This is a genomic window from Streptomyces sp. NPDC044061, from assembly GCF_056434305.1.
In genome coordinates this window covers 98,501-115,987 of the sequence record NZ_JBWKFL010000015.1, presented here as the reverse complement: position 1 = coordinate 115,987, position 17,487 = coordinate 98,501, and the positions used below count along the sequence as shown (strand labels likewise).

Here is a 17,487-nt window from a genome sequence, read left to right as displayed (position 1 = left end):
GCTCCTCACCGGTGACATAGCCTTACCTCCGGTAACCTTACTCCAGAGTAAGCACTTCGTACCGAGTCGCGTGGGAGTTGGACATGGCCGACCGCTACCTGAGCTTCACCGGCACGGCACCCGGCCGTTTCCTCACCCGGCGCCTGGGCCTGCCCCAGCCGGCCGGACTGAGCCGCTGGTCGGCCGAAGCGCCCTCCCCGAAGGGTGAGTTGCATCAGGTCACCGCCGGGACGTCGGCCCTCGATCTCGCCCCCGTGCTCGCCCGCACCGGCCTCACCCCGGGCGGCAATGTCCCCGCAGCCGTCGTCCTGGACGCCACCGGCGTACGGGACGTCGGCGCCCTCGCCGAGGTGCACGCGGCCCTGCACCCCGTCGTGGGCTCCGTCGCCCCGAGCGGCCGGGTCCTGGTGCTGGGCGCCCCGCTCGACCCCGCCGACCACCACCAGAGCGCCGCCCAGCAGGCCCTGGAGGGCTTCACCCGCTCGCTCGGCAAGGAGATCGGCCGGGGCAGGACCGTCAACCTGGTCCGGCTGACCGACGCGACCGCCGCCGAGTCCACCCTGCGCTTCCTGCTCTCCCCCAGGTCCGCCTACGTCAGCGGGCAGGTGATCGAGGTCGGTACCGGCACGATCCCCGCACCCGCCGACCGGGAGCGGCCACTCGCCGGGCGCACCGCCCTGGTCACCGGTGCCGCGCGCGGCATCGGGGAGGCCGTCGCCGAGACGCTGGCCCGGGACGGCGCCCATGTCGTCGTCCTCGACGTGCCCGCGGCGGAGGCGGACGCCCGCCGGGTCGCCGAACGGCTCGGCGGCACCGTTCTCCCCCTCGACATCACCGCCGACGACGCGGGCTCGCGGATCGCCGCCGCCCTCCCCGACGGCCTGGACGTCCTGATCCACAACGCGGGCATCACCCGCGACCGCCGCCTGGTCAACATGCCCGCCGACCGGTGGAGTTCGGTCCTGGAGGTGAACCTCGGCAGCGTGCTGCGCACCACCGACGCCCTCCTCGCCAAGGGCGCCCTCCGCTCCGGCGGCCGGGTCGTGGCCACCGCCTCCATCGCCGGACTCGCGGGCAACGCGGGCCAGACCAACTACGGTGCGAGCAAGGCCGGTGTCGTGGGCCTCGTACGGTCCCTCGCGCCGCGCGCGCTCGCCGAGCACGGGGTGACCGTCAACGCGGTCGCGCCCGGCTTCATCGAGACGAAGATGACCGCGGCGGTCCCGCTGTTCATCCGGGAGGCCGGCCGCCGGATGAACTCCCTCGCACAGGGTGGGCTGCCGATCGACGTCGCCGAGACCACGGCCTGGCTCGCCCACCCGGCCTCCGGGGCGGTCAACGGCCAGGTCGTCCGCGTCTGCGGCCAGAGCCTGCTGGGGGCGTGATGACCGCCGTCACCCTGGCCTCCGCGCCCGCGCTGGCCCCGCTGCTGGCCCGGGGCGCCCTGCGCTCCCCCTTCAAGCGCCCCGCGCCGGACGCGGACTTCCCGCGCACCCGTCTGGTGCTGCCCGGCCTGCGCGTCGACCTGGCCCGGCTGGCCGCCTACGAGCGGGTGTGCGGCTTCGCCACCGGCGCGGTCGACGGCGAGGACGCGCTGCCCGTCACCTACCCGCACGTCCTCGGCTTCCCGCTGGCCATGCGCCTGATGAGCGGCCCGGACTTCCCACTGCCGCTGCTCGGCCTGGTCCACACCTCGATCGAGATCGTCCGCCGCACCGCCCTGCCGGCCGCCGGGCAGTACGAACTCGCCGTCCACGTCGACGGACTGGCCCCGCACCGGCGCGGAACCGAGGCCACGGTGGTCACGGAGCTGCGGGCCGGCGGGGACCTCGTATGGGAGTCGCGCAGCACCTATCTGGCCCGGCACCGGACCGCCGCCGCCCCCGGGGAGCCCCGGCAGGAGCGGCCACCGGTCCCGCTGCCCGTGGTGGCCGAGTGGCGGATCGCCGAGGACGTCGGCCGCCGGTACGGCGCCGCGTCGGGGGACCGCAACCCCATCCATCTGCACCCCTTCACCGCGCGTCTCTTCGGCTTCCCGCGCGCCATCGCGCACGGCATGTGGACGGTGGCCCGCTGCCTGGCCGCCCACGGCACGAACGGCTCCGCCGTGGTGCGGGCCGAGTTCCGGGCGCCCGTGCTGTTGCCCGGGACGGTGACCTACGGGGCGGACGGCGCCGGGCGCTTCTCCCTGCGGGGCTCGGACGGGAGGCTTCACCTGTCCGGCGAGGTGCGTCCGCCGGCCGGCACGGCTCGGGGGTAGCGCCGTTCAGAGGTCACGCCGTTGCCGGGTTGCGGGTGCGTGGGGGTTGTTCACGCAGTTCCCCGCGCCCATGGAGCACGCTGCGGCTCGCCTGTCCAAGGGGCGCGGGTAACGGCGCGACCAGCCACGAACCGCCCGCACCGGACGCGCGGGGCACCCCTACGGTGCTAGGCCTCTGCCGTCGGCGGGGTCCACACCTGGCCCTCCATCAGGTTGGCCAGGCCGGCCCAGGCGAAGTTCATCAGGGTGGCCGCCGCCTGCCGGGCCGTGACACCGGGAGTGGCGTTCGCCCAGGCGGCGAGGGACTCGGCGGCGCCGACCAGGGCCTCGGCGAGCCCGGCGACCTCGTGCTCGGGCAGGTCGGGGTCCCGGTGCGCCTCGCGCGCGGCGGCCGCGATCAGCTGGGTCACGAACGCGACGATCTCCTCGCGCATCGCGGTGACCTCGGCGGCGAAGGTCTCACCGTGCGTGCGGGCCTGGAGGTGCAGCACGGACCAGCCGTCGGGGTGCTCGGCGGTGTGCGCGAAGAAGGCCTGGAGCCCGTCCCACAGCTGACGGTCGGCGGGCAGGTCACGGCGGACACCGGTGCGGACGGCCTCCGTCAGGGCGGTGGCCTCGCGGCGGATGCAGGCCGTGAAGAGGTCTTCCTTCGAGTTGAGGTACAGATAGACCAACGGCTTGGAGACGCCGGCGAGTTCCGCTATCTCGTCCATCGAGGCAGCCATGTAGCCGCGTTGGCCGAAGATCTGTACGGCGGCGTCGAGCATCTGCTGCTCACGGACCGCCCTCGGCATCCGTTTGGTCTTCACGGCACCCATGGGGCAAGCCTATTGGGCCCTCGGGTCAGGAAGGCTGGCCCTGCGCCCGTGCGGTGTCGTCGGCACCGTCCTCCTGGCTGCGGTTGGCCTCCAGGTTGGCCTTCATCCGGTCGACCTTGCCGACGATCCGCTCGGAGGCCCGGTCCCGCTCCTTGCGCAGCACCACCCAGCTGATCGGCGCCGAGAGGACCATGGCCAGCAGCAGGACCCAGAGGCCGTTGGAGTTGCCGAAGCCGCGCGGGAAGATGCCGGAGTAGACGGCTCCCCAGACGACCACGAGACAGCCGGCGAAGATGCCGAGGCGCATCAGCGTGTAGCGGAGCATCTCAATCCACTCGTCCGATTCCAAAAAGGGTCAACGTCCAGTGAAGCACGCCTCGTGGGCGATCATGCAGCGGGGTCAGTGGAGCGGCAGCAGCATGAAGACGTCGTCGCGGTCGTCGTCGGGGGCGACCCGGATGGCGCCGGGCACCCGGCCGACCTCCTTGTAGCCGCAGGAGGCGTAGAACCGCTCCAGACCGAGCCCGCCCCGGCAGGTCAGCCGTATCGCCTCGATCCCCTCGGTGCCGCGGGCCGCGTCGGCCGCGGCGGCGAGCAGGTCACGGCCGTAGCCCCTGCCCTGGTGCTTCGGGTGGACCATCACCGTGTACAGCCACAGCCAGTGGGTCATCAGCCGGTGCGTGTTGCGCGTGAGGAAGGCGGCGGCGGCCGGTTCGCCGCGCTCGTCCCGCCCGACGAGCAGCCGGGTGCGGCCCTCGGCCATCTGCACCATGTGCCGCACCAGCTCCGGCCGGATGTCCTCGCGCGTCACCGGGGGGACGAAGCCCACGGCACCGCCCGCTTCGGAGACGTCCGCCCACAGGTCGAGTATGCCGTCGCGCAGGGCAGGGGTGACGGCGGGGTCAAGCGTGAAGGTAAGGGGCATGGACGGATGGTATCCATTACTCGAGCGCTGGTGCAGTCACCTTTGCCCGAGCGCTCGCTCAGCCACCTTCAGGTCCGACAGCAGCCCCTGGTACGCCTGCTCACGGTCGTCCGCCCGCAGCACGGCCGAGGGATGCACGGTGGGCACCAGGCGCTCCGTCCGCCCGTGGATCTCCCGCTCCAGTACGGTCCCGCGCACCTGCGTGACCCGGAACGACGACCCGAGCAGCGCCTTGCCGGCGGTGGCGCCGAGCACCACGATCAGCTCGGGCTCGACGATCGCCAGCTCGGCCGCGAGCCAGGGGCCGCACGCGGTCGTCTCCCGCAGGCTCGGTGCCTTGTGGATCCGGCGCTTGCGGGGCTCGGCCTGCGTGAACTTGAAGTGCTTGACCGCGTTGGTGACGTACGTGTCCGCCGGGTCGATGCCGGCCTCCGCGAGGGCTCGGTCGAGCAGCTTCCCGGCGGGGCCGACGAACGGCTTGCCCTGACGGTCCTCCTGGTCGCCGGGCTGTTCGCCGACGAGCATGACCCGGGCGTCCGCCGCACCCTGCCCGAACACGGTCTGGGTGGCGGCCTCGTGCAGGGGGCAGCCACGGCAGCCCGCGGCGGCTTCGCGGAGGGCGGTGAGACCGCCGTGCTCCGGTACGAAGGGCTCCGCCGTGTAGTCCTCTTCGGGGGACTTCGTGGTGGCCATGCCGGCCGGGTACCCCTCGTCCGCGGCGGCGAACGAAGGGGTGTCCCGGCAGGCCGGGGGTCAGGGGGCGGAGCCCCCTGGGGTCACACCCGCATCGGCTGGGGCGACTCGCGGCGCAGGGGGTCCGGGCCGTCGTACTCGCGGATGATCTCGTAGCGGGTGTTGCGCTCCACCGGGCGGAAGCCGGCGTCGCGGATCAGGTCGAGCAGGTCCTCGCGGGTCAGCTTGTTCGGGGTGCCGTAGTTGTCCGCGTCGTGCGTGATCTTGTACTCGACCACCGAGCCGTCCATGTCGTCGGCGCCGTGCTGGAGGGCGAGCTGGGCCGTCTGCACGCCGTGCATGACCCAGAAGACCTTCACGTGCGGCACGTTGTCGAAGAGGAGACGGGAGACGGCGAAGGTCTTCAGCGCCTCGGCACCGGTCGCCATCTGCGTGCGCGCCTGCAGCCGGTTGCGGATCTTGCCGTCCTTCATGTCCACGAAGTCGTGCTGGTAGCGCAGCGGGATGAAGACCTGGAAGCCGCCGGTCTCGTCCTGCAGCTCACGCAGCCGCAGCACGTGGTCCACGCGGTGGCGGGGCTCCTCGATGTGGCCGTAGAGCATGGTGCACGGGGTCTTCAGACCCTTCTCGTGCGCCAGCCGGTGAATCCTGGACCAGTCCTCCCAGTGGGTCCGGTGGTCCACGATGTGCTGCCGGACCTCCCAGTCGAAGATCTCGGCGCCGCCGCCGGTGAGGGACTCGAGCCCGGCGTCGATCAGCTCGTCGAGGATCTCGGAGGCCGACAGGCCCGAGATGGTCTCGAAGTGGTGGATCTCGGTGGCCGTGAAGGCCTTGAGCGAGACGTTCGGCAGGGCGGCCTTCAGCTCCCGCAGCGAGCGCGGGTAGTAGCGCCACGGCAGGTTCGGGTGCAGGCCGTTGACGATGTGCAGCTCGGTGAGGTTCTCCGACTCCATCGCCTTGGCGAGCTTGACGGCCTCCTCGATGCGCATCGTGTACGCGTCCTTCTCGCCCGGCTTGCGCTGGAAGGAGCAGTAGGCACAGGAGGCCGTGCACACGTTCGTCATGTTGAGGTGCCGGTTGACGTTGAAGTGCACGACGTCACCGTTCTTGCGGGTGCGCACCTCGTGCGCGAGGCCGCCGAGCCACGCCAGGTCGTCCGACTCGTACAGCGCGATGCCGTCCTCGCGGGTCAGCCGCTCACCGGAGCGGACCTTCTCCTCCAGCTCGCGCTTGAGCCCGACGTCCATGCCTTCACCTTTCTCCGACAGCCCGACCAACGGTATCCCTAGACCTCTTCGGGCAACTCCCCGACCCGGTTCTCCCACTTCGTGGACAGCACGATCGTGGTACGGGTGCGGGAGACGCCCTTGGTGCCGCTCAGCCGCCGGATGATCTTCTCCAGCCCGTCCACGTCCGTCGCCCGCACCTTGAGCATGAAGGAGTCGTCCCCGGCGATGAACCAGCAGTCCTCGATCTCCGGCAGGTCCCGCACCCGCTGCGCCACGTCCTCGTGGTCGGCGGCGTCGGAGAGCGAGATGCCGATCAGGGCGGTCACACCGAGGCCGAGGGAGGCCGCGTTCACGGTGGCGCGGTAGCCGGTGATGACACCGGCCGCCTCCAGCCGGTTGATGCGGTCGGTGACGCTGGGCCCCGACAGACCGACGAGGCGCCCCAGCTCCGCGTAGGAGGCCCGCCCGTTCTCCCTCAGGGCCTGGATGAGCTGCCTGTCCACCGCGTCCATGCGATCGAAGCCTTCCCCTGGAATGTTCTGAAGTTCCTGAAGTGATGCCTGAGGTAATGCCTGAGGTGATGAGAGGTCCTGCGACCTGCCGGGCTACCGGCTCTCCGTGCCGCCGCCCAGTTCGCCCTTCCAGCGCCGGTACAGACCGTGCCCGATGCCCGCCGCGTCCAGCACCCGCCCGGCGACGAAGTCCACCAGATCCTGGATGTGGGTGGCGCCCGCGTAGAAGGCGGGCGAGGCCGGCACCACGCTCGCCCCCGCGTCGTCGAGCGCGACGAGGTGCCGCAGGGTCTGCCCGTTCAGGGGGGTCTCCCGTACGGCGACGACCAGCGGCCGGTGCTCCTTCAGTGTGACGCTCGCGGCGCGCTGGAGCAGGTCCTTGGAGAGCCCGAGGGCGACACCGGCGACACAGGCCGTGGAGGCCGGGACGATCAGCATGCCCTTCACCGGGTACGACCCCGAGGACGGACCCGCGGCGAGGTCCCCCGCGCTCCAGTACCGGACCCCGCTGACGTCCGCGTCGAAGGTCCCGGGTTTTCCGTCGGCCCCCCGGCCCAGCCATTCCCGCAGGTCCTCCTGCCAGTGGGCGTCCCGGAACGAGATCCCCGTCTCGTCCAGCAACGTCAGCCGCGAGGCCCGGCTGACCACCAGGTCGACCGCCTCGCCCGCGTCCAGCAGCGCCCGCAGCACGGCAGCCGCATACGGCGTACCGGAAGCTCCGGACACCCCCACGATCCAAGGCACGCGCTGCGTTTCTCCTGCGTTCACACCTTGAGCGTACCGGCGAGACGCACGCCGCTCAGGCCGGGTCCGGCGCCCGGGGACAACCAGGGACCTCTCTTCCGGATCTTGCCGGGGACGCGGGGCCCGGCACGCACATCCGCCGTGTCGTCGTCACTCGCCGACTCCCCCACGCTCGGCTTCGCTCGCGCGGGGGCACCCCCATCGCGTCGACTCCCTCCTCCGCCTTGCAACTGCACGCACCGGACCCCGCTCGGGCCGGACAGCAGGCGCCGTGGCTCGGGGCCGGCCAGATCCGGAAGAAAGGTCCTAGCTAGATCGTCAGACCCCGAACGAGCAGATCGAGCAGGGCGCACACGAACAGGGCAATGCCGATGAATCCGTTGACGCTGAAGAACGCCCTGTTCAGGCGGGACAGGTCGTGGGGGCGGACGATGCGGTGTTCGTAGACGAAGGCGCCCGCGACGATCAGCAGGCCCAGCCAGAAGAAGGCGCCTGCACCCGTGGAAACCCCGTACCAGACGAACAGGGCCGTCGTCACCGTGTGGCAGGCGCGGGCGCCCCGGATCGCGGCCGGGATGCCGAAGCGGGCCGGGACCGACATGACGCCGATCTCGCGGTCGGTCTCCACGTCCTGGCAGGCGTAGATCAGGTCGAAGCCGCCGATCCAGATGCCGACGGCGAGGCCGAGGATCACCGCGTCCCAGGACCACCTGCCCGAGATGGCGAGCCAGCCGCCCACCGGGCCCATGGCCTGGGCGAGGCCCAGGATGGCCTGCGGGAAGTTCGTGAACCGTTTGCCGTACGGGTAGACGACCATCGGGATCACCGCGATGGGGGCCAGGGCCAGGCAGAGGGGGTTCAGCAGCGCCGCCGCGCCCAGGAAGACCACCAGGGCGATCAGGGCGCCGGTCCAGGCGTGCTTCACCGACATCGCGCCCGTCACCAGTTCCCGGTGTGCCGTGCGCGGGTTACGGGCGTCGATCTCGCGGTCGATGATCCGGTTGACCGCCATGGCGAACGTACGCAGGCCCACCATGCAGATCGTGACCAGCAGCAGCCGGCCCCAGTGGATGTTCCGGTCCCACTGGTGCATCGCGGTCAGCGAGGCGATGTAGGCGAAGGGGAGCGCGAAGACCGAGTGCTCGATCATCACCAGGCGCAGGAACGCCTTGGTGCGTCCCGGCCGCGGAAGTGCCGCGGAGGCGCTGCTCACAGGCCGTACTCCTTCCAGCGGCGGTCCACCAGGGCCGCCGTAGAGGGGTCGGAGAGGACCATGTCCGGCCAGCCCCCGTCCCTGGTGTAGCCCTCCTCGGGCCACTTCTTCGTGGCGTCGATCCCGGCCTTGCCGCCCCAGAACTGCTGGTAGGAGGCGTGGTCGAGATGGTCGACGGGGCCTTCGACGACCGTGAGGTCGCGGGCGTAGTCCGTGTTGCCGAGGGCCCGCCAGGCGACCTCGTGCAGATCGTGGACGTCGCAGTCGGCGTCCACGACCACGATCAGCTTGGTCAGGGACATCATGTGTGCCCCCCAGATCGCGTGCATCACCTTCTGGGCGTGCTTCGGGTACTTCTTGTCGATGGAGACGATCGCGCAGTTGTGGAAACCGCCGGCCTCGGGCAGGTGGTAGTCCACGATGTCCGGGACGATGATCTTCAGCAGGGGCAGGAAGAAGCGCTCGGTGGCCCGGCCCAGCGGCCCGTCCTCGGTGGGCGGCCGGCCGACCACGATCGACTGGAGCAGCGGGCGCTTGCGCATCGTCACGCAGTCGATCCTCAGGGCCGGGAACGGCTCCTGCGGGGTGTAGAAGCCGGTGTGGTCGCCGAAGGGGCCCTCCGGGAGCATCTCGCCCGGCTCCAGCCAGCCCTCCAGGACGACCTCGGCGTTCGCGGGTACCTGCAGCGGGACGGTCTTGCAGTCGACCATCTCGATCCGCTTGCCCGCGATGAACCCCGCGAAGAGGTACTCGTCGATGTCCCCGGGCAGCGGGGCGGTGGAGGCGTACGTCACGGCGGGCGGGCAGCCGAAGGCGACGGCGACGGGCAGGCGCTCGCCTCGCCGGGCCGCCACCTGGTAGTGGTTCCGGCTGTCCTTGTGGATCTGCCAGTGCATGCCGATGGTGCGCCGGTCGTGCCGCTGCAGGCGGTACAGGCCGAGGTTGCGGATGCCGGTCTCGGGGTCCTTGGTGTGGGTGAGCCCGAGGTTGAAGAAGGAGCCGCCGTCCTGGGGCCAGGTGAAGAGCGCCGGGAGCCGGTCGAGGTCCACCTCGTCCCCGTGCAGGACGACCTCCTGCACGGGCGCTTCCTTCACCTTCCTCGGCGGCACGTGCGTCATCGCGCCGAGCTTGCCGAAGGCCTCGCGGACGCCCACGAAGCCGTGCGGCAGCTCCGGCCGCAGCAGCCCGCCGATCTTCTCGGAGATCTCGCCGTACGACTTCAGGCCCAGCGACTTCAGCAGCCGCCGGTCGGTCCCGAAGACGTTCATCGCGAGGGGCATCGCCGAGCCCTTCACGTTCTCGAAGAGCAGCGCCGGTCCACCGGACTTCTGCACCCGGTCGACGATCTCCCCGACCTCCAGATACGGATCGACCTCGGCCTTGATGCGCTTGAGGTCCCCTTCGCGCTCCAGCGCCCGCAGCAGGGAGCGAAGATCGTCGTAAGCCATGTGTCCCAGTATCGGCCACCCGATAACCTGGGCCGGTCACCGGGGCCGACTCACACCGCGGGGGGATCGTTCGCCCATGCTCAGGTATCTGCCGTTCCTGCTGGTCCTGGCGCTGTGGATCTACGCCTTCGTGGACTGCCTGAACACCCCGGAGGAAGAGGTGCGCCACCTGCCGAAGGTGGTGTGGGTGCTCATCGTCCTGCTCTTCGGCGAGGTGCTGGTGGGCCCGGTCGCCTGGCTGATCACCGGCAAGGTGCGGCACTCCCCCACTGGGGGTACCCCCTCCGGGGGAGGCTCCACTCCCTCCGAGTGGCATCGCGACACCGCGGCCCGCTGGGTCGCCCCCGACGACAACCCCGAGTTCCTCAAATCCCTCGACGAGGACGACCGCGGGGACCGCTGACGCATGGAACTCCGGCTGCTCGTCACGTTCGAGAAGGTCGCCACGGTGCTGAGCTTCACCCGGGCCGCGGCCGAGCTGTCGTACGCGCAGTCCAGCGTGACCGGTCAGATCCGCACCCTGGAGTCCTCCCTCGGCGTGGAGCTGTTCGACCGGCTCGGCAGCCGCATCCGGCTCACCGAGGCGGGCGAGCGGCTGCTGCCCTACGCCCGGCGGATCATCGAGCTGGCCGAGGAGGCCCGGGCGGCGGTCACCGGCGCCGAGGAGCCGTCCGGCACGCTGACCGTCGGCACCATGGAGTCCCTGACCTCCTACCGGCTGCCCCCGCTGCTGGAGTACATCCACCACCGCCACCCCGGGGTGCGGCTCGCCCTGCGCACCACCATCGGCGACGAGACCCGGCGGGCCCTGCGGGAGGGGACGTACGACGTCGGTTTCCTGATGGAGGAGGAGACGGAGCACCCGGGCCTGGAGAGCGCGGTGCTCGCGGTGGAGCCGCTGGCGCTGGTCGCGGGTCCCGGGCACGCGATGGCCGGCCGGCCGGTCGAGACGGCCGACCTGACCGGGCAGCCGCTACTGGCCACCGAGCCGGGCTGCGCCTACCGGGACCTGTTCGAGCGGGAGCTGACCGCGCTGAAGCCCGTGGAGTTCATGGAGTTCGGCACGATCGAGGCCACCAAGCGCGCGGCGGCGGCCGGCCTCGGGATCGCGCTGCTGCCCGAGGTGACGGTCGCCGCCGAACTCGCGGAGGGCACCCTCGTACGGCTCGGCTGGGAGCCGCCGTTCACACTTCGCACGCAGCTGGCGTGGCGGTCCGGGAAGCGGCTCCCGGCGCATGCCCGGCTGTTCGTGGAGCGGGCCCGGCAGCTGGTTTCCGAGCAAGGGTGACCTTGAGGCTCGCGGTGACGATGAGCGGCACGCCGAGCGCCTGGACCAGCCCGATGTGGTGGCCGTAGACCGCCCAGTCCATCACCATCGCCACGGCCGGGTAGACGAAGGCGAGGACGGCGATCTTCGAGGTGGGCAGCTGGGCGTAGGCCGCGTACATCAGGACGTACATCACGCCGGTGTGCAGGAGGCCGAGCCCGGCCAGCCAGCCCCAGTCCCAGCCCGTGCCCCGCATGGCGCCGAAGTCCGCGAAGGGCAGCAGCAGCGGGATGCCGACCAGGACCTGCACCAGGGCGATCAGATGCGGGCGTACGCCGCTGATCCGCTTGGTGACCAGGGTGGACAGGCCGTACAGAAGCGCGGCGAGCAGCGCCTGGCCGATGCCGGTGAGGTACGCCCCGCCACCGGTGAAGTCGGCGGGGGTCACGCCGGAGACCAGGATCAGCCCGGCGAAGGCGACCGCGATCCAGCCGACCCTGGCCGCGGTGAGCCGTTCGCGGAACAGCAGGGCGCCGAGGAGGACCACGTAGAAGGGCTGCGTGTGGTAGACGACGGTGGCCACGGAGATGGACGTGTTCTCGTAGGACTGGAAGAGCAGCACCCAGTTGAAGACGATGAACACCCCGCCGAGGACGGCGAGTGAGAACGTGCGGCGGGTGAAGCCGTGGTCGCGCAGCCGGCCCCGGGCGGCGACGTAGCCGCCGAGGGCGAGGGCGCCGAACAGGACGCGGAAGAAGACGACGTCGAAGGGCGGGGCGCCGGACTCGACGACGAAGACGCCGAGGGTGCCGGACAGCATCATCGCGGTGGTCAGCTGGGCCGTGCCCTCGTGATCTGGGGTCATGACGCGAAGCTACGAAGCCGCGCCGGTGCCGGTCCACGGGCCACTGGGGCGTCCTGCCGATGGCCCCATCGGCCACGCCGATGACGGCAGGTCAGACAGCCGGGTCCGGGGTGCGCAGCACGAGGTCGAGCAGCCCCGGGAAGCGCGCGTCGAACTCCGTCCGGCGCAGCCGGTTCACTCTCCTCGCCCCCTCGTCGCGCTGCTCCACGAGACCTGCCCCGCGCAGCACCGCGAAGTGGTGGCTGAGGGCCGCCTTCCCGACCGGCACGTCGAAACTGCCGCAGCTGCGGGCCCAGTCGGCGGATCCGGCCAGCTCCCTGACCAGGGTGAGGCGCACGGGGTCGGCGAGCGCCGCGAGCGCGGCGAGGACCGTCACTTCGTCCGGATGGGTGTGCTCCGGGGCTGCCCGGTGACCGCTCACGGCCATGCCGTCCTCCTGCCCCGCGTTTTACGCTTGCCGAGTGTTCGATGAAAACCATACACTTCCGAGTGTTCGCTTTTCGTTGAACACTTCTCCGAGTCCGGGGGTACGGCATGCGCGCAGTGGAGTTCCAGCAGTACGGCGGTCCCGAGGTGCTGAAGGCGGTGACGGCCGAGGTGCCCGAGCCCGGCCCAGGTCAGGTGAGCGTCGACGTGGCCTACACGGGCGTGAACTTCGCCGACCTGAAGGCGCGGACGGAGGGCTACCGGGTGCCTCAACTGCCTTACGTCCCGGGCCTGGAGGTCTCCGGCCGGGTCCGCGCGCTCGGCGCGGGCGTCACCGGCCTGAGCGTCGGTCAGGAGGTCGCGGCGCTGACGGAGGGCGGGGCGTACGCGGAGGTGGCCGTGGCCGACGCGACGACCGTCTTCCCGGTCCCGGCGGGCGTGGACCTGCGCACGGCGGCCACGCTGCCGACGGTCCTGCCGACGGCGTACGCCCTCGTCCACACCGTCGGCAGGCTCCAGCCGGGCGAGTCGGTCCTCGTCCAGGGCGCGGCGGGCGGAGTGGGCACGGTGGTGGGCCAGTTGGCGCGGGCGGCGGGCGCCGGGACGGTGTACGGCGTGGTGTCCTCGGCGGCGAAGGCGGCCCACGCCAAGGAGCACGGCTACGACGAGGTGTTCGCCGGCTCCTTCCAGGAGCCCGTACGGCAGGCGACCGGCGGCCGGGGCGTCGACCTGGTCCTGGACCCCGTCGGCGGCGACACCCTGCGCGCCGGCCTCGCCTCCCTGGCCCCCTTCGGCCGCCTGGTCTCCTTCGGCAACGCCAGTTCGGCCGAACCGTGGAGCGTGGGCCAGCCCGAGCTGTACCCGCTCGGCGTCTCGGTCGCCGGCTTCTCCATCCTGACCCTCGCGAAGACCGCCCCGGCCGAGCTGCGCCGGCTGACCGAGCGCGCCTTCGCCCACGCGGTCGACGGCACGGTGTCCCTGCCGGTGACGGCCGAGTTCCCCCTGGAGGAAGCGGCGGAGGCACACCGGCTGATGGGGGCGCGCACCAGCACCGGGAAGCTGCTGCTGCGCGTGGGGGCGTAGGCGTGGCCCTGCGGCCAGACTTTGACGCGCCTCGGGGGGAGCCGTGGCGGTCCCCCCGGGACGCGCCGCCCGAGCCGCCCGAGGAGCGCCACGGGCGCCTCAGCGCAGCCTGGACGACGACAGGATCGACAGGAGGTGGGCCGGGACCATCACCCAGGTGATGACGGCCAGGGCGACCAGCACCCAGCGCGTCACGTCCACCCCGCCCGTGACCGTGTCCCCGATCGCCGCCACGAGCACGACCAGGGACGCCTCGATGCCGTTGGTCACGCGGTGGATCTTGAAGGCCGCCGCCAGCCGCCGCACGATGGCGACACCCTGCGAACGCGGCCGGGTCGACTCGTCGTCGGCCACCCCGAGCCCGCGCCGGGCCCGGGCCACGTCCACCAGGTCGGTGGAGGCCTTCAGCAGGACGACGCCGAGCGCGGTGGCGAGGCCGAGCGAGAGCGGGCCGCCGAGGCCGTTCTCCGCCGCCCGGAACCCGATGCCCACCATCAGCGCCGCGTCGGCCAGGTACGCCCCGAGCCGGTCCACGTAGATGCCCGTCGCGCTGTTCTGCCCCTTCCAGCGGGCGACCTCGCCGTCCACGCAGTCGAAGAGCAGGAAGAGCTGCATGAGGACGACGGCGAGCACGGCCCCGGTGAGACCGGGGACCAGCAGCGCCGCGCCGGAGGCCACCCCGCACGCCACCATGGTCCAGGTCAGCTGGTCCGGGGTGACGGGAGTGCGCACCAGCTGCCGGGTGAACCGCAGCGACACCCTGCGCATGTACAGCCGGCCCGCCCAGTGCTCCCCGTTGCGGCTGGCCAGCTTGGCGTGCGGCTGGCAGACCTCCCGCAGCTCCTCCAGAACCGGGGCAGCGACCATGGGCGTTTCCCTCCCGCGTGAAGTGATCGGGCCAGGCTACAGAGGCGGTTCGCACCGCCCGCGGGCGGGCGCCGCGCGTTGCCCCGGTGCTCTGCCGGGGGAACAGTGAAGGCATGGACCAGGAACAGGCCCGCGCCTGGCTCGCCACCGCCGTCTCCGAGGCCCGCGCCGGACTCGCCGAGGGCGGCATACCGATCGGCGCCGCCCTCTACGGCCCCGACGGCACCCTGCTCGGCCGCGGCCGCAACCGCAGGGTCCAGGACGACGACCCCGCCACGCACGCGGAGACGGCCGCCTTCCGGGCGGCGGGACGGCAGTCCACGTACCGCGGCACGACCATGGTGACCACCCTCTCCCCCTGCTGGTACTGCAGCGGCCTGGTCCGCCAGTTCGGCATCTCCCGCGTGGTGGTCGGCGAGGCCACCACCTTCCACGGCGGCCACGACTGGCTCGCCGGACACGGCGTGGAGATCGTGCTCCTCGACGACCCCGGGTGCGTCGGGCTGATGCGCGACTTCATCAGGAACAACCCGGCTCTGTGGAATGAGGACATCGGTGAGTAGTCCACGGATTCCGACCATCGACCTCGGCCCCTGGCTGTCCGGCGACACCGGGGCCCGTGCCGCGCTGGCCCGTACCGTCGACCGGGCCCTGCAGACCGCCGGCTTCCTGCTGGTCACCGGGCACGGCGTGGATCGCGGGCTGCGGGACGCCGTCCGCGAGGCCGCGCGGCGGTTCTTCCTGCTGCCCGTCGAGACCAAGCAGGCCTACGCGGCCAAGGTCGGCGGGCGCGGGTGGCTGGGCCCCGGCGCCGAGGCCAACGCCTACGCGGAGGGCACCGAGACCCCACCCGACCTCAAGGAGTCGCTGACCTTCGCGACGCACGAGCCCTTCGAGGACCCGGCCGTCAACGCCGAGTGGTACGCGCCCAACGTGTGGCCCGCCGAGGCCCCCGGACTGCGGCCGCTGTGCGAGGAGTACCTCGCGCGGATGGCCGGCCTGGAGAAGGAGCTGCTGTCGCTGCTGGCGTACGCCCTCGGGGTCGAACCCGACTTCTTCTCCCGGCACATGGACCATCCGACGTACGGCTTCAACATCAACTGGTACCCGGGGACCGAGGTCGTCGGCGAACCCGAGCCCGGCCAGTTCCGGATCGGGCCGCACTCCGACTTCGGCACCGTGACCATCCTCGACCGGCAGGCGGGCAAGGGCGGTCTGCAGGTCTACACGGACCCCGCGTCCGGAGGCGTCGGCTGGGAGGACGCTCCCTACGACCCGGCGGCCCTCACCATCAACATCGGTGACCTGCTGGCCCGCTGGACCGGCGACCGGTGGCGGTCGGGTCGGCACCGGGTGCTGCCACCGCCCGCCGACGCGCCCGCCGAGGAGCTGATGTCCCTCGTCTACTTCGGCGAGTGCACCCCGGGCACGCTGGTGGAGTCCCTGCCGGCGCCGGTGGGCCGGGTCGCGTACCCGCCGGTCGACTCGCACGTCTACCTGCGCGAGAAGCTGGACTCGATCACCGTCGGCTGATTCCCGTCCCGATCGCAGTCGGCCGGACCCCGCCCCGATCACCGTCGGTTATTCACTTCCGCGTTCGGCCCGCCATCCGTTCCGTTGAAATGCCCTGGGCGGGCATGTCCCGGCCGCGTCCGACGGCATTGCCTTGAAGGGGCCCCATTCAGGGGCCCCTTCTGCGATCGGAGACGCGTGCGAATCACTGACATCCAGCGCTGCGAGGTCCGGCCGGGACGGCTCGTCGAGTGGACGCTGAGCCCGGAGACCGTCGCGAAGGCGACGGGACTGCCGGAGGACTCCCGGCCGCCGGCCTACATCCAGGAGTCGCACATCAGGACGGCCCGGTCCGTACGCGACGGGGGGCTGTTCGTGCCGACCTGGCTGGGCACGGCCTTCGACCTTCCCGGCCGGGTCGACCTCGACGTGCTCCAGGAGGCGCTGCGGGCCTGGACGGTGCGGCACGAGACGCTGCGCAGCGGCTTCCGCTGGACCGGTGACTCGGGCGACGACCTGCGCAGGTTCACACTGGACGCCGGTGACGTGTCCCTGCGCAGGGACACGGTCGGGGACTTCCACGACCCGGGCGCCCTGGCCCGGCACCTCGAGGGCCGGTTCGACGCCGTCGCGGACGCCCTGCGCTGGCCGAACCTCATCTACGCAGCGGTCGTCCGGGACGACTCGACCAGCGTGTACATGGCCTTCGACCACAGCAACGTCGACGCCTACTCCCTGCACGGCATCCCCGCCGAGATCCACGAGCTGTACGCGGCAGGCCTGGAGGGGCGCGGGCCCGTGGTGCGGACGCCGGCCGCCAGTTACGTCGACTTCTGCGAGCTGGAACGGGCGGACGCGGACCGCATCGGCGACGACCACGACATCGTCGCCCGCTGGCGGGAGTTCATCCGGCGGTGCGACGGCACGCTGCCGAGCTTCCCCGTCGACCTCGGGCTCGAGCCCGGTGGCCCGCTGCCCCCGCAGAAGATGATCTGCGAGCCGCTCACGGACGCGGCCACGGCCGCCGCGTTCGAGGCGTACTGCCGGCCCTGCGGCGGCAGCCTGGTCGGTCTGCTCGCGGCCACCGGCCTGATCGTGCAGGAACTCGGCGGGCAGTCCGTGTACCGGACGGTCGTGCCGTTCCACACCCGGGTGAAGTCCCGGTGGTCCGACTCGGTGGGCTGGTACGTGGGCGGCGCCCCGATCGAGGTGCCCCTGCCCGGCACCGCCGACCTGCCGGGCACCCTGCGGGCGGTGCGCACCGAGCTGCAGGCCAACCGGGCGCTCGCCCGGATGCCGCTGGCCCGGGTGCTGAAGCTGCTCGGCACGGACTTCCGGCCGACCTCCCCGGACCTGTACTCGATCGTCTCCTTCGTGGACGCCCGCGGCATCCCCGGCGCCGCTCAGTGGGCCGGGCAGCGGGCGTACGGGCTGCTGCGGGTGTCCTACGGCGACCAGGTGTGCGTCTGGGTCAACCGGCTGCACGACGGCCTGTGGCTGGCCGGCCGCTACCCGGACACCGACGTGGCGGCCAAGAACATGCGGCTGTACGTGGAGCGGCTGAGGGATCTGATCGCGGCGACGGCTTCGTGACCCAACGGTCATCACTGACCCTGGTCCGAAGC

20 protein-coding genes are annotated in these 17,487 nt (G+C 71.9%); 8 read left to right on the top strand and 12 right to left on the bottom strand.

Annotated features, from left to right (window positions below; all coding sequences use genetic code 11):
* Positions 1 to 83: 83 nt before the first annotated feature.
* Entirely contained in the window at positions 84 to 1,385 is a 1,302-nt protein-coding gene (locus tag AC07CM_RS24910) for a 3-oxoacyl-ACP reductase (RefSeq protein WP_478878672.1), read from the top strand.
* Positions 1,385 to 2,260 (top strand): MaoC family dehydratase, encoded by an 876-nt coding sequence (locus tag AC07CM_RS24905; RefSeq protein WP_478878671.1) that lies wholly within the window; start codon positions 1,385 to 1,387, stop codon positions 2,258 to 2,260. Before AC07CM_RS24910 ends, AC07CM_RS24905 begins: the two co-directional genes overlap by 1 nt.
* Positions 2,261 to 2,427: 167 nt before the next feature.
* On the opposite strand, the gene AC07CM_RS24900 is transcribed toward AC07CM_RS24905, so the two are convergent.
* The 9 genes from AC07CM_RS24900 to AC07CM_RS24860 all read right to left on the bottom strand — a co-directional run bounded on the left by AC07CM_RS24900 (position 2,428) and on the right by AC07CM_RS24860 (position 9,842).
* Positions 2,428 to 3,078 (bottom strand): TetR/AcrR family transcriptional regulator, encoded by a 651-nt coding sequence (locus AC07CM_RS24900; protein WP_478878670.1) that lies wholly within the window; start codon positions 3,076 to 3,078, stop codon positions 2,428 to 2,430.
* A gap of 25 nt (positions 3,079 to 3,103) precedes the next feature.
* Positions 3,104 to 3,403: a DUF4229 domain-containing protein gene (locus tag AC07CM_RS24895; RefSeq protein ID WP_478878669.1), complete on the bottom strand. Its 300-nt coding sequence runs from the start codon at positions 3,401 to 3,403 to the stop codon at positions 3,104 to 3,106.
* Positions 3,404 to 3,478: 75 nt separating this feature from the next.
* The gene (locus tag AC07CM_RS24890; protein WP_478878668.1) at positions 3,479 to 4,003 is read right to left on the bottom strand and encodes an N-acetyltransferase family protein; all 525 of its coding nucleotides are present in this window, start codon (positions 4,001 to 4,003) and stop codon (positions 3,479 to 3,481) included.
* A gap of 36 nt (positions 4,004 to 4,039) precedes the next feature.
* A complete protein-coding gene (locus AC07CM_RS24885; RefSeq protein ID WP_478878667.1) occupies positions 4,040 to 4,696 on the bottom strand; it encodes a UdgX family uracil-DNA binding protein in 657 nt (218 codons plus the stop codon).
* An 83-nt stretch (positions 4,697 to 4,779) separates the two neighbouring features.
* Entirely contained in the window at positions 4,780 to 5,943 is a 1,164-nt protein-coding gene (gene mqnE / locus AC07CM_RS24880; RefSeq protein WP_391327580.1) for an aminofutalosine synthase MqnE, read from the bottom strand.
* 38 nt (positions 5,944 to 5,981) lie between these two features.
* Positions 5,982 to 6,437, bottom strand: coding sequence for an Lrp/AsnC family transcriptional regulator (locus tag AC07CM_RS24875; RefSeq protein WP_478878666.1), 456 nt, complete (start codon positions 6,435 to 6,437; stop codon positions 5,982 to 5,984).
* A gap of 93 nt (positions 6,438 to 6,530) precedes the next feature.
* Complete coding sequence (locus AC07CM_RS24870; RefSeq protein WP_478878665.1) at positions 6,531 to 7,181, bottom strand: UbiX family flavin prenyltransferase; 651 nt, start codon at positions 7,179 to 7,181, stop codon at positions 6,531 to 6,533.
* A 310-nt stretch (positions 7,182 to 7,491) separates the two neighbouring features.
* Positions 7,492 to 8,394, bottom strand: a complete 903-nt coding sequence (mqnP, locus tag AC07CM_RS24865) for a menaquinone biosynthesis prenyltransferase MqnP (RefSeq protein ID WP_478878664.1) — start codon at positions 8,392 to 8,394, stop codon at positions 7,492 to 7,494.
* Positions 8,391 to 9,842, bottom strand: coding sequence for a menaquinone biosynthesis decarboxylase (locus tag AC07CM_RS24860; RefSeq protein ID WP_478878663.1), 1,452 nt, complete (start codon positions 9,840 to 9,842; stop codon positions 8,391 to 8,393). Before AC07CM_RS24860 ends, mqnP begins: the two co-directional genes overlap by 4 nt.
* Positions 9,843 to 9,918: 76 nt before the next feature.
* Between AC07CM_RS24860 and AC07CM_RS24855 the strand changes: the two genes are divergently transcribed.
* Positions 9,919 to 10,245, top strand: a complete 327-nt coding sequence (locus AC07CM_RS24855; RefSeq protein ID WP_478878662.1) for a PLD nuclease N-terminal domain-containing protein — start codon at positions 9,919 to 9,921, stop codon at positions 10,243 to 10,245.
* 3 nt (positions 10,246 to 10,248) lie between these two features.
* Positions 10,249 to 11,130: a LysR family transcriptional regulator gene (locus tag AC07CM_RS24850; RefSeq protein WP_478878661.1), complete on the top strand. Its 882-nt coding sequence runs from the start codon at positions 10,249 to 10,251 to the stop codon at positions 11,128 to 11,130.
* On the opposite strand, the gene AC07CM_RS24845 is transcribed toward AC07CM_RS24850, so the two are convergent.
* Together AC07CM_RS24845 and AC07CM_RS24840 are read right to left on the bottom strand one after the other, a co-directional pair.
* The gene (locus AC07CM_RS24845) at positions 11,027 to 11,974 is read right to left on the bottom strand and encodes a DMT family transporter (protein WP_478878660.1); all 948 of its coding nucleotides are present in this window, start codon (positions 11,972 to 11,974) and stop codon (positions 11,027 to 11,029) included. The genes AC07CM_RS24850 and AC07CM_RS24845 overlap by 104 nt on opposite strands.
* A 91-nt stretch (positions 11,975 to 12,065) precedes the next feature.
* Positions 12,066 to 12,401: an ArsR/SmtB family transcription factor gene (locus tag AC07CM_RS24840; RefSeq protein WP_478878659.1), complete on the bottom strand. Its 336-nt coding sequence runs from the start codon at positions 12,399 to 12,401 to the stop codon at positions 12,066 to 12,068.
* 107 nt (positions 12,402 to 12,508) lie between these two features.
* Here AC07CM_RS24840 and AC07CM_RS24835 point away from each other — a divergent pair, with 107 nt between their 5' ends.
* On the top strand, positions 12,509 to 13,483 hold the full coding sequence (locus tag AC07CM_RS24835) for a quinone oxidoreductase family protein (RefSeq protein ID WP_478878658.1): 975 nt from the start codon (positions 12,509 to 12,511) through the stop codon (positions 13,481 to 13,483).
* Positions 13,484 to 13,582: 99 nt separating this feature from the next.
* Here the strand turns inward: AC07CM_RS24835 and AC07CM_RS24830 are convergent, their stop codons facing one another.
* Positions 13,583 to 14,350, bottom strand: a complete 768-nt coding sequence (locus AC07CM_RS24830) for a CDP-alcohol phosphatidyltransferase family protein (RefSeq protein WP_478878657.1) — start codon at positions 14,348 to 14,350, stop codon at positions 13,583 to 13,585.
* Positions 14,351 to 14,463: 113 nt separating this feature from the next.
* Here AC07CM_RS24830 and AC07CM_RS24825 point away from each other — a divergent pair, with 113 nt between their 5' ends.
* From AC07CM_RS24825 to AC07CM_RS24815, 3 genes are all read left to right on the top strand, one after another.
* Positions 14,464 to 14,913, top strand: coding sequence for a nucleoside deaminase (locus AC07CM_RS24825; RefSeq protein WP_478878656.1), 450 nt, complete (start codon positions 14,464 to 14,466; stop codon positions 14,911 to 14,913).
* Positions 14,894 to 15,883, top strand: a complete 990-nt coding sequence (locus AC07CM_RS24820) for an isopenicillin N synthase family dioxygenase (RefSeq protein ID WP_478878655.1) — start codon at positions 14,894 to 14,896, stop codon at positions 15,881 to 15,883. Before AC07CM_RS24825 ends, AC07CM_RS24820 begins: the two co-directional genes overlap by 20 nt.
* Before the next feature lie 177 nt (positions 15,884 to 16,060).
* Entirely contained in the window at positions 16,061 to 17,455 is a 1,395-nt protein-coding gene (locus tag AC07CM_RS24815) for a condensation domain-containing protein (protein WP_478878654.1), read from the top strand.
* Positions 17,456 to 17,487 lie beyond the last annotated feature (32 nt).

Bases quoted from the DNA above. Each gene is read 5' to 3' on its own strand.
- AC07CM_RS24910 (WP_478878672.1), top strand. From the start codon at position 84: ATGGCCGACCGCTACCTGAGCTTCACCGGCACGGCACCCGGCCGTTTC.
- AC07CM_RS24905 (WP_478878671.1), top strand. From the start codon at position 1,385: ATGACCGCCGTCACCCTGGCCTCCGCGCCCGCGCTGGCCCCGCTGCTG.
- AC07CM_RS24900 (WP_478878670.1), bottom strand. From the start codon at position 3,078: ATGGGTGCCGTGAAGACCAAACGGATGCCGAGGGCGGTCCGTGAGCAG.
- AC07CM_RS24895 (WP_478878669.1), bottom strand. From the start codon at position 3,403: ATGCTCCGCTACACGCTGATGCGCCTCGGCATCTTCGCCGGCTGTCTC.
- AC07CM_RS24890 (WP_478878668.1), bottom strand. From the start codon at position 4,003: ATGCCCCTTACCTTCACGCTTGACCCCGCCGTCACCCCTGCCCTGCGC.
- AC07CM_RS24885 (WP_478878667.1), bottom strand. From the start codon at position 4,696: ATGGCCACCACGAAGTCCCCCGAAGAGGACTACACGGCGGAGCCCTTC.
- mqnE (WP_391327580.1), bottom strand. From the start codon at position 5,943: ATGGACGTCGGGCTCAAGCGCGAGCTGGAGGAGAAGGTCCGCTCCGGT.
- AC07CM_RS24875 (WP_478878666.1), bottom strand. From the start codon at position 6,437: ATGGACGCGGTGGACAGGCAGCTCATCCAGGCCCTGAGGGAGAACGGG.
- AC07CM_RS24860 (WP_478878663.1), bottom strand. From the start codon at position 9,842: ATGGCTTACGACGATCTTCGCTCCCTGCTGCGGGCGCTGGAGCGCGAA.
- AC07CM_RS24855 (WP_478878662.1), top strand. From the start codon at position 9,919: ATGCTCAGGTATCTGCCGTTCCTGCTGGTCCTGGCGCTGTGGATCTAC.
- AC07CM_RS24850 (WP_478878661.1), top strand. From the start codon at position 10,249: ATGGAACTCCGGCTGCTCGTCACGTTCGAGAAGGTCGCCACGGTGCTG.
- AC07CM_RS24845 (WP_478878660.1), bottom strand. From the start codon at position 11,974: ATGACCCCAGATCACGAGGGCACGGCCCAGCTGACCACCGCGATGATG.
- AC07CM_RS24840 (WP_478878659.1), bottom strand. From the start codon at position 12,401: ATGGCCGTGAGCGGTCACCGGGCAGCCCCGGAGCACACCCATCCGGAC.
- AC07CM_RS24835 (WP_478878658.1), top strand. From the start codon at position 12,509: ATGCGCGCAGTGGAGTTCCAGCAGTACGGCGGTCCCGAGGTGCTGAAG.
- AC07CM_RS24830 (WP_478878657.1), bottom strand. From the start codon at position 14,350: ATGGTCGCTGCCCCGGTTCTGGAGGAGCTGCGGGAGGTCTGCCAGCCG.
- AC07CM_RS24825 (WP_478878656.1), top strand. From the start codon at position 14,464: ATGGACCAGGAACAGGCCCGCGCCTGGCTCGCCACCGCCGTCTCCGAG.
- AC07CM_RS24820 (WP_478878655.1), top strand. From the start codon at position 14,894: ATGAGGACATCGGTGAGTAGTCCACGGATTCCGACCATCGACCTCGGC.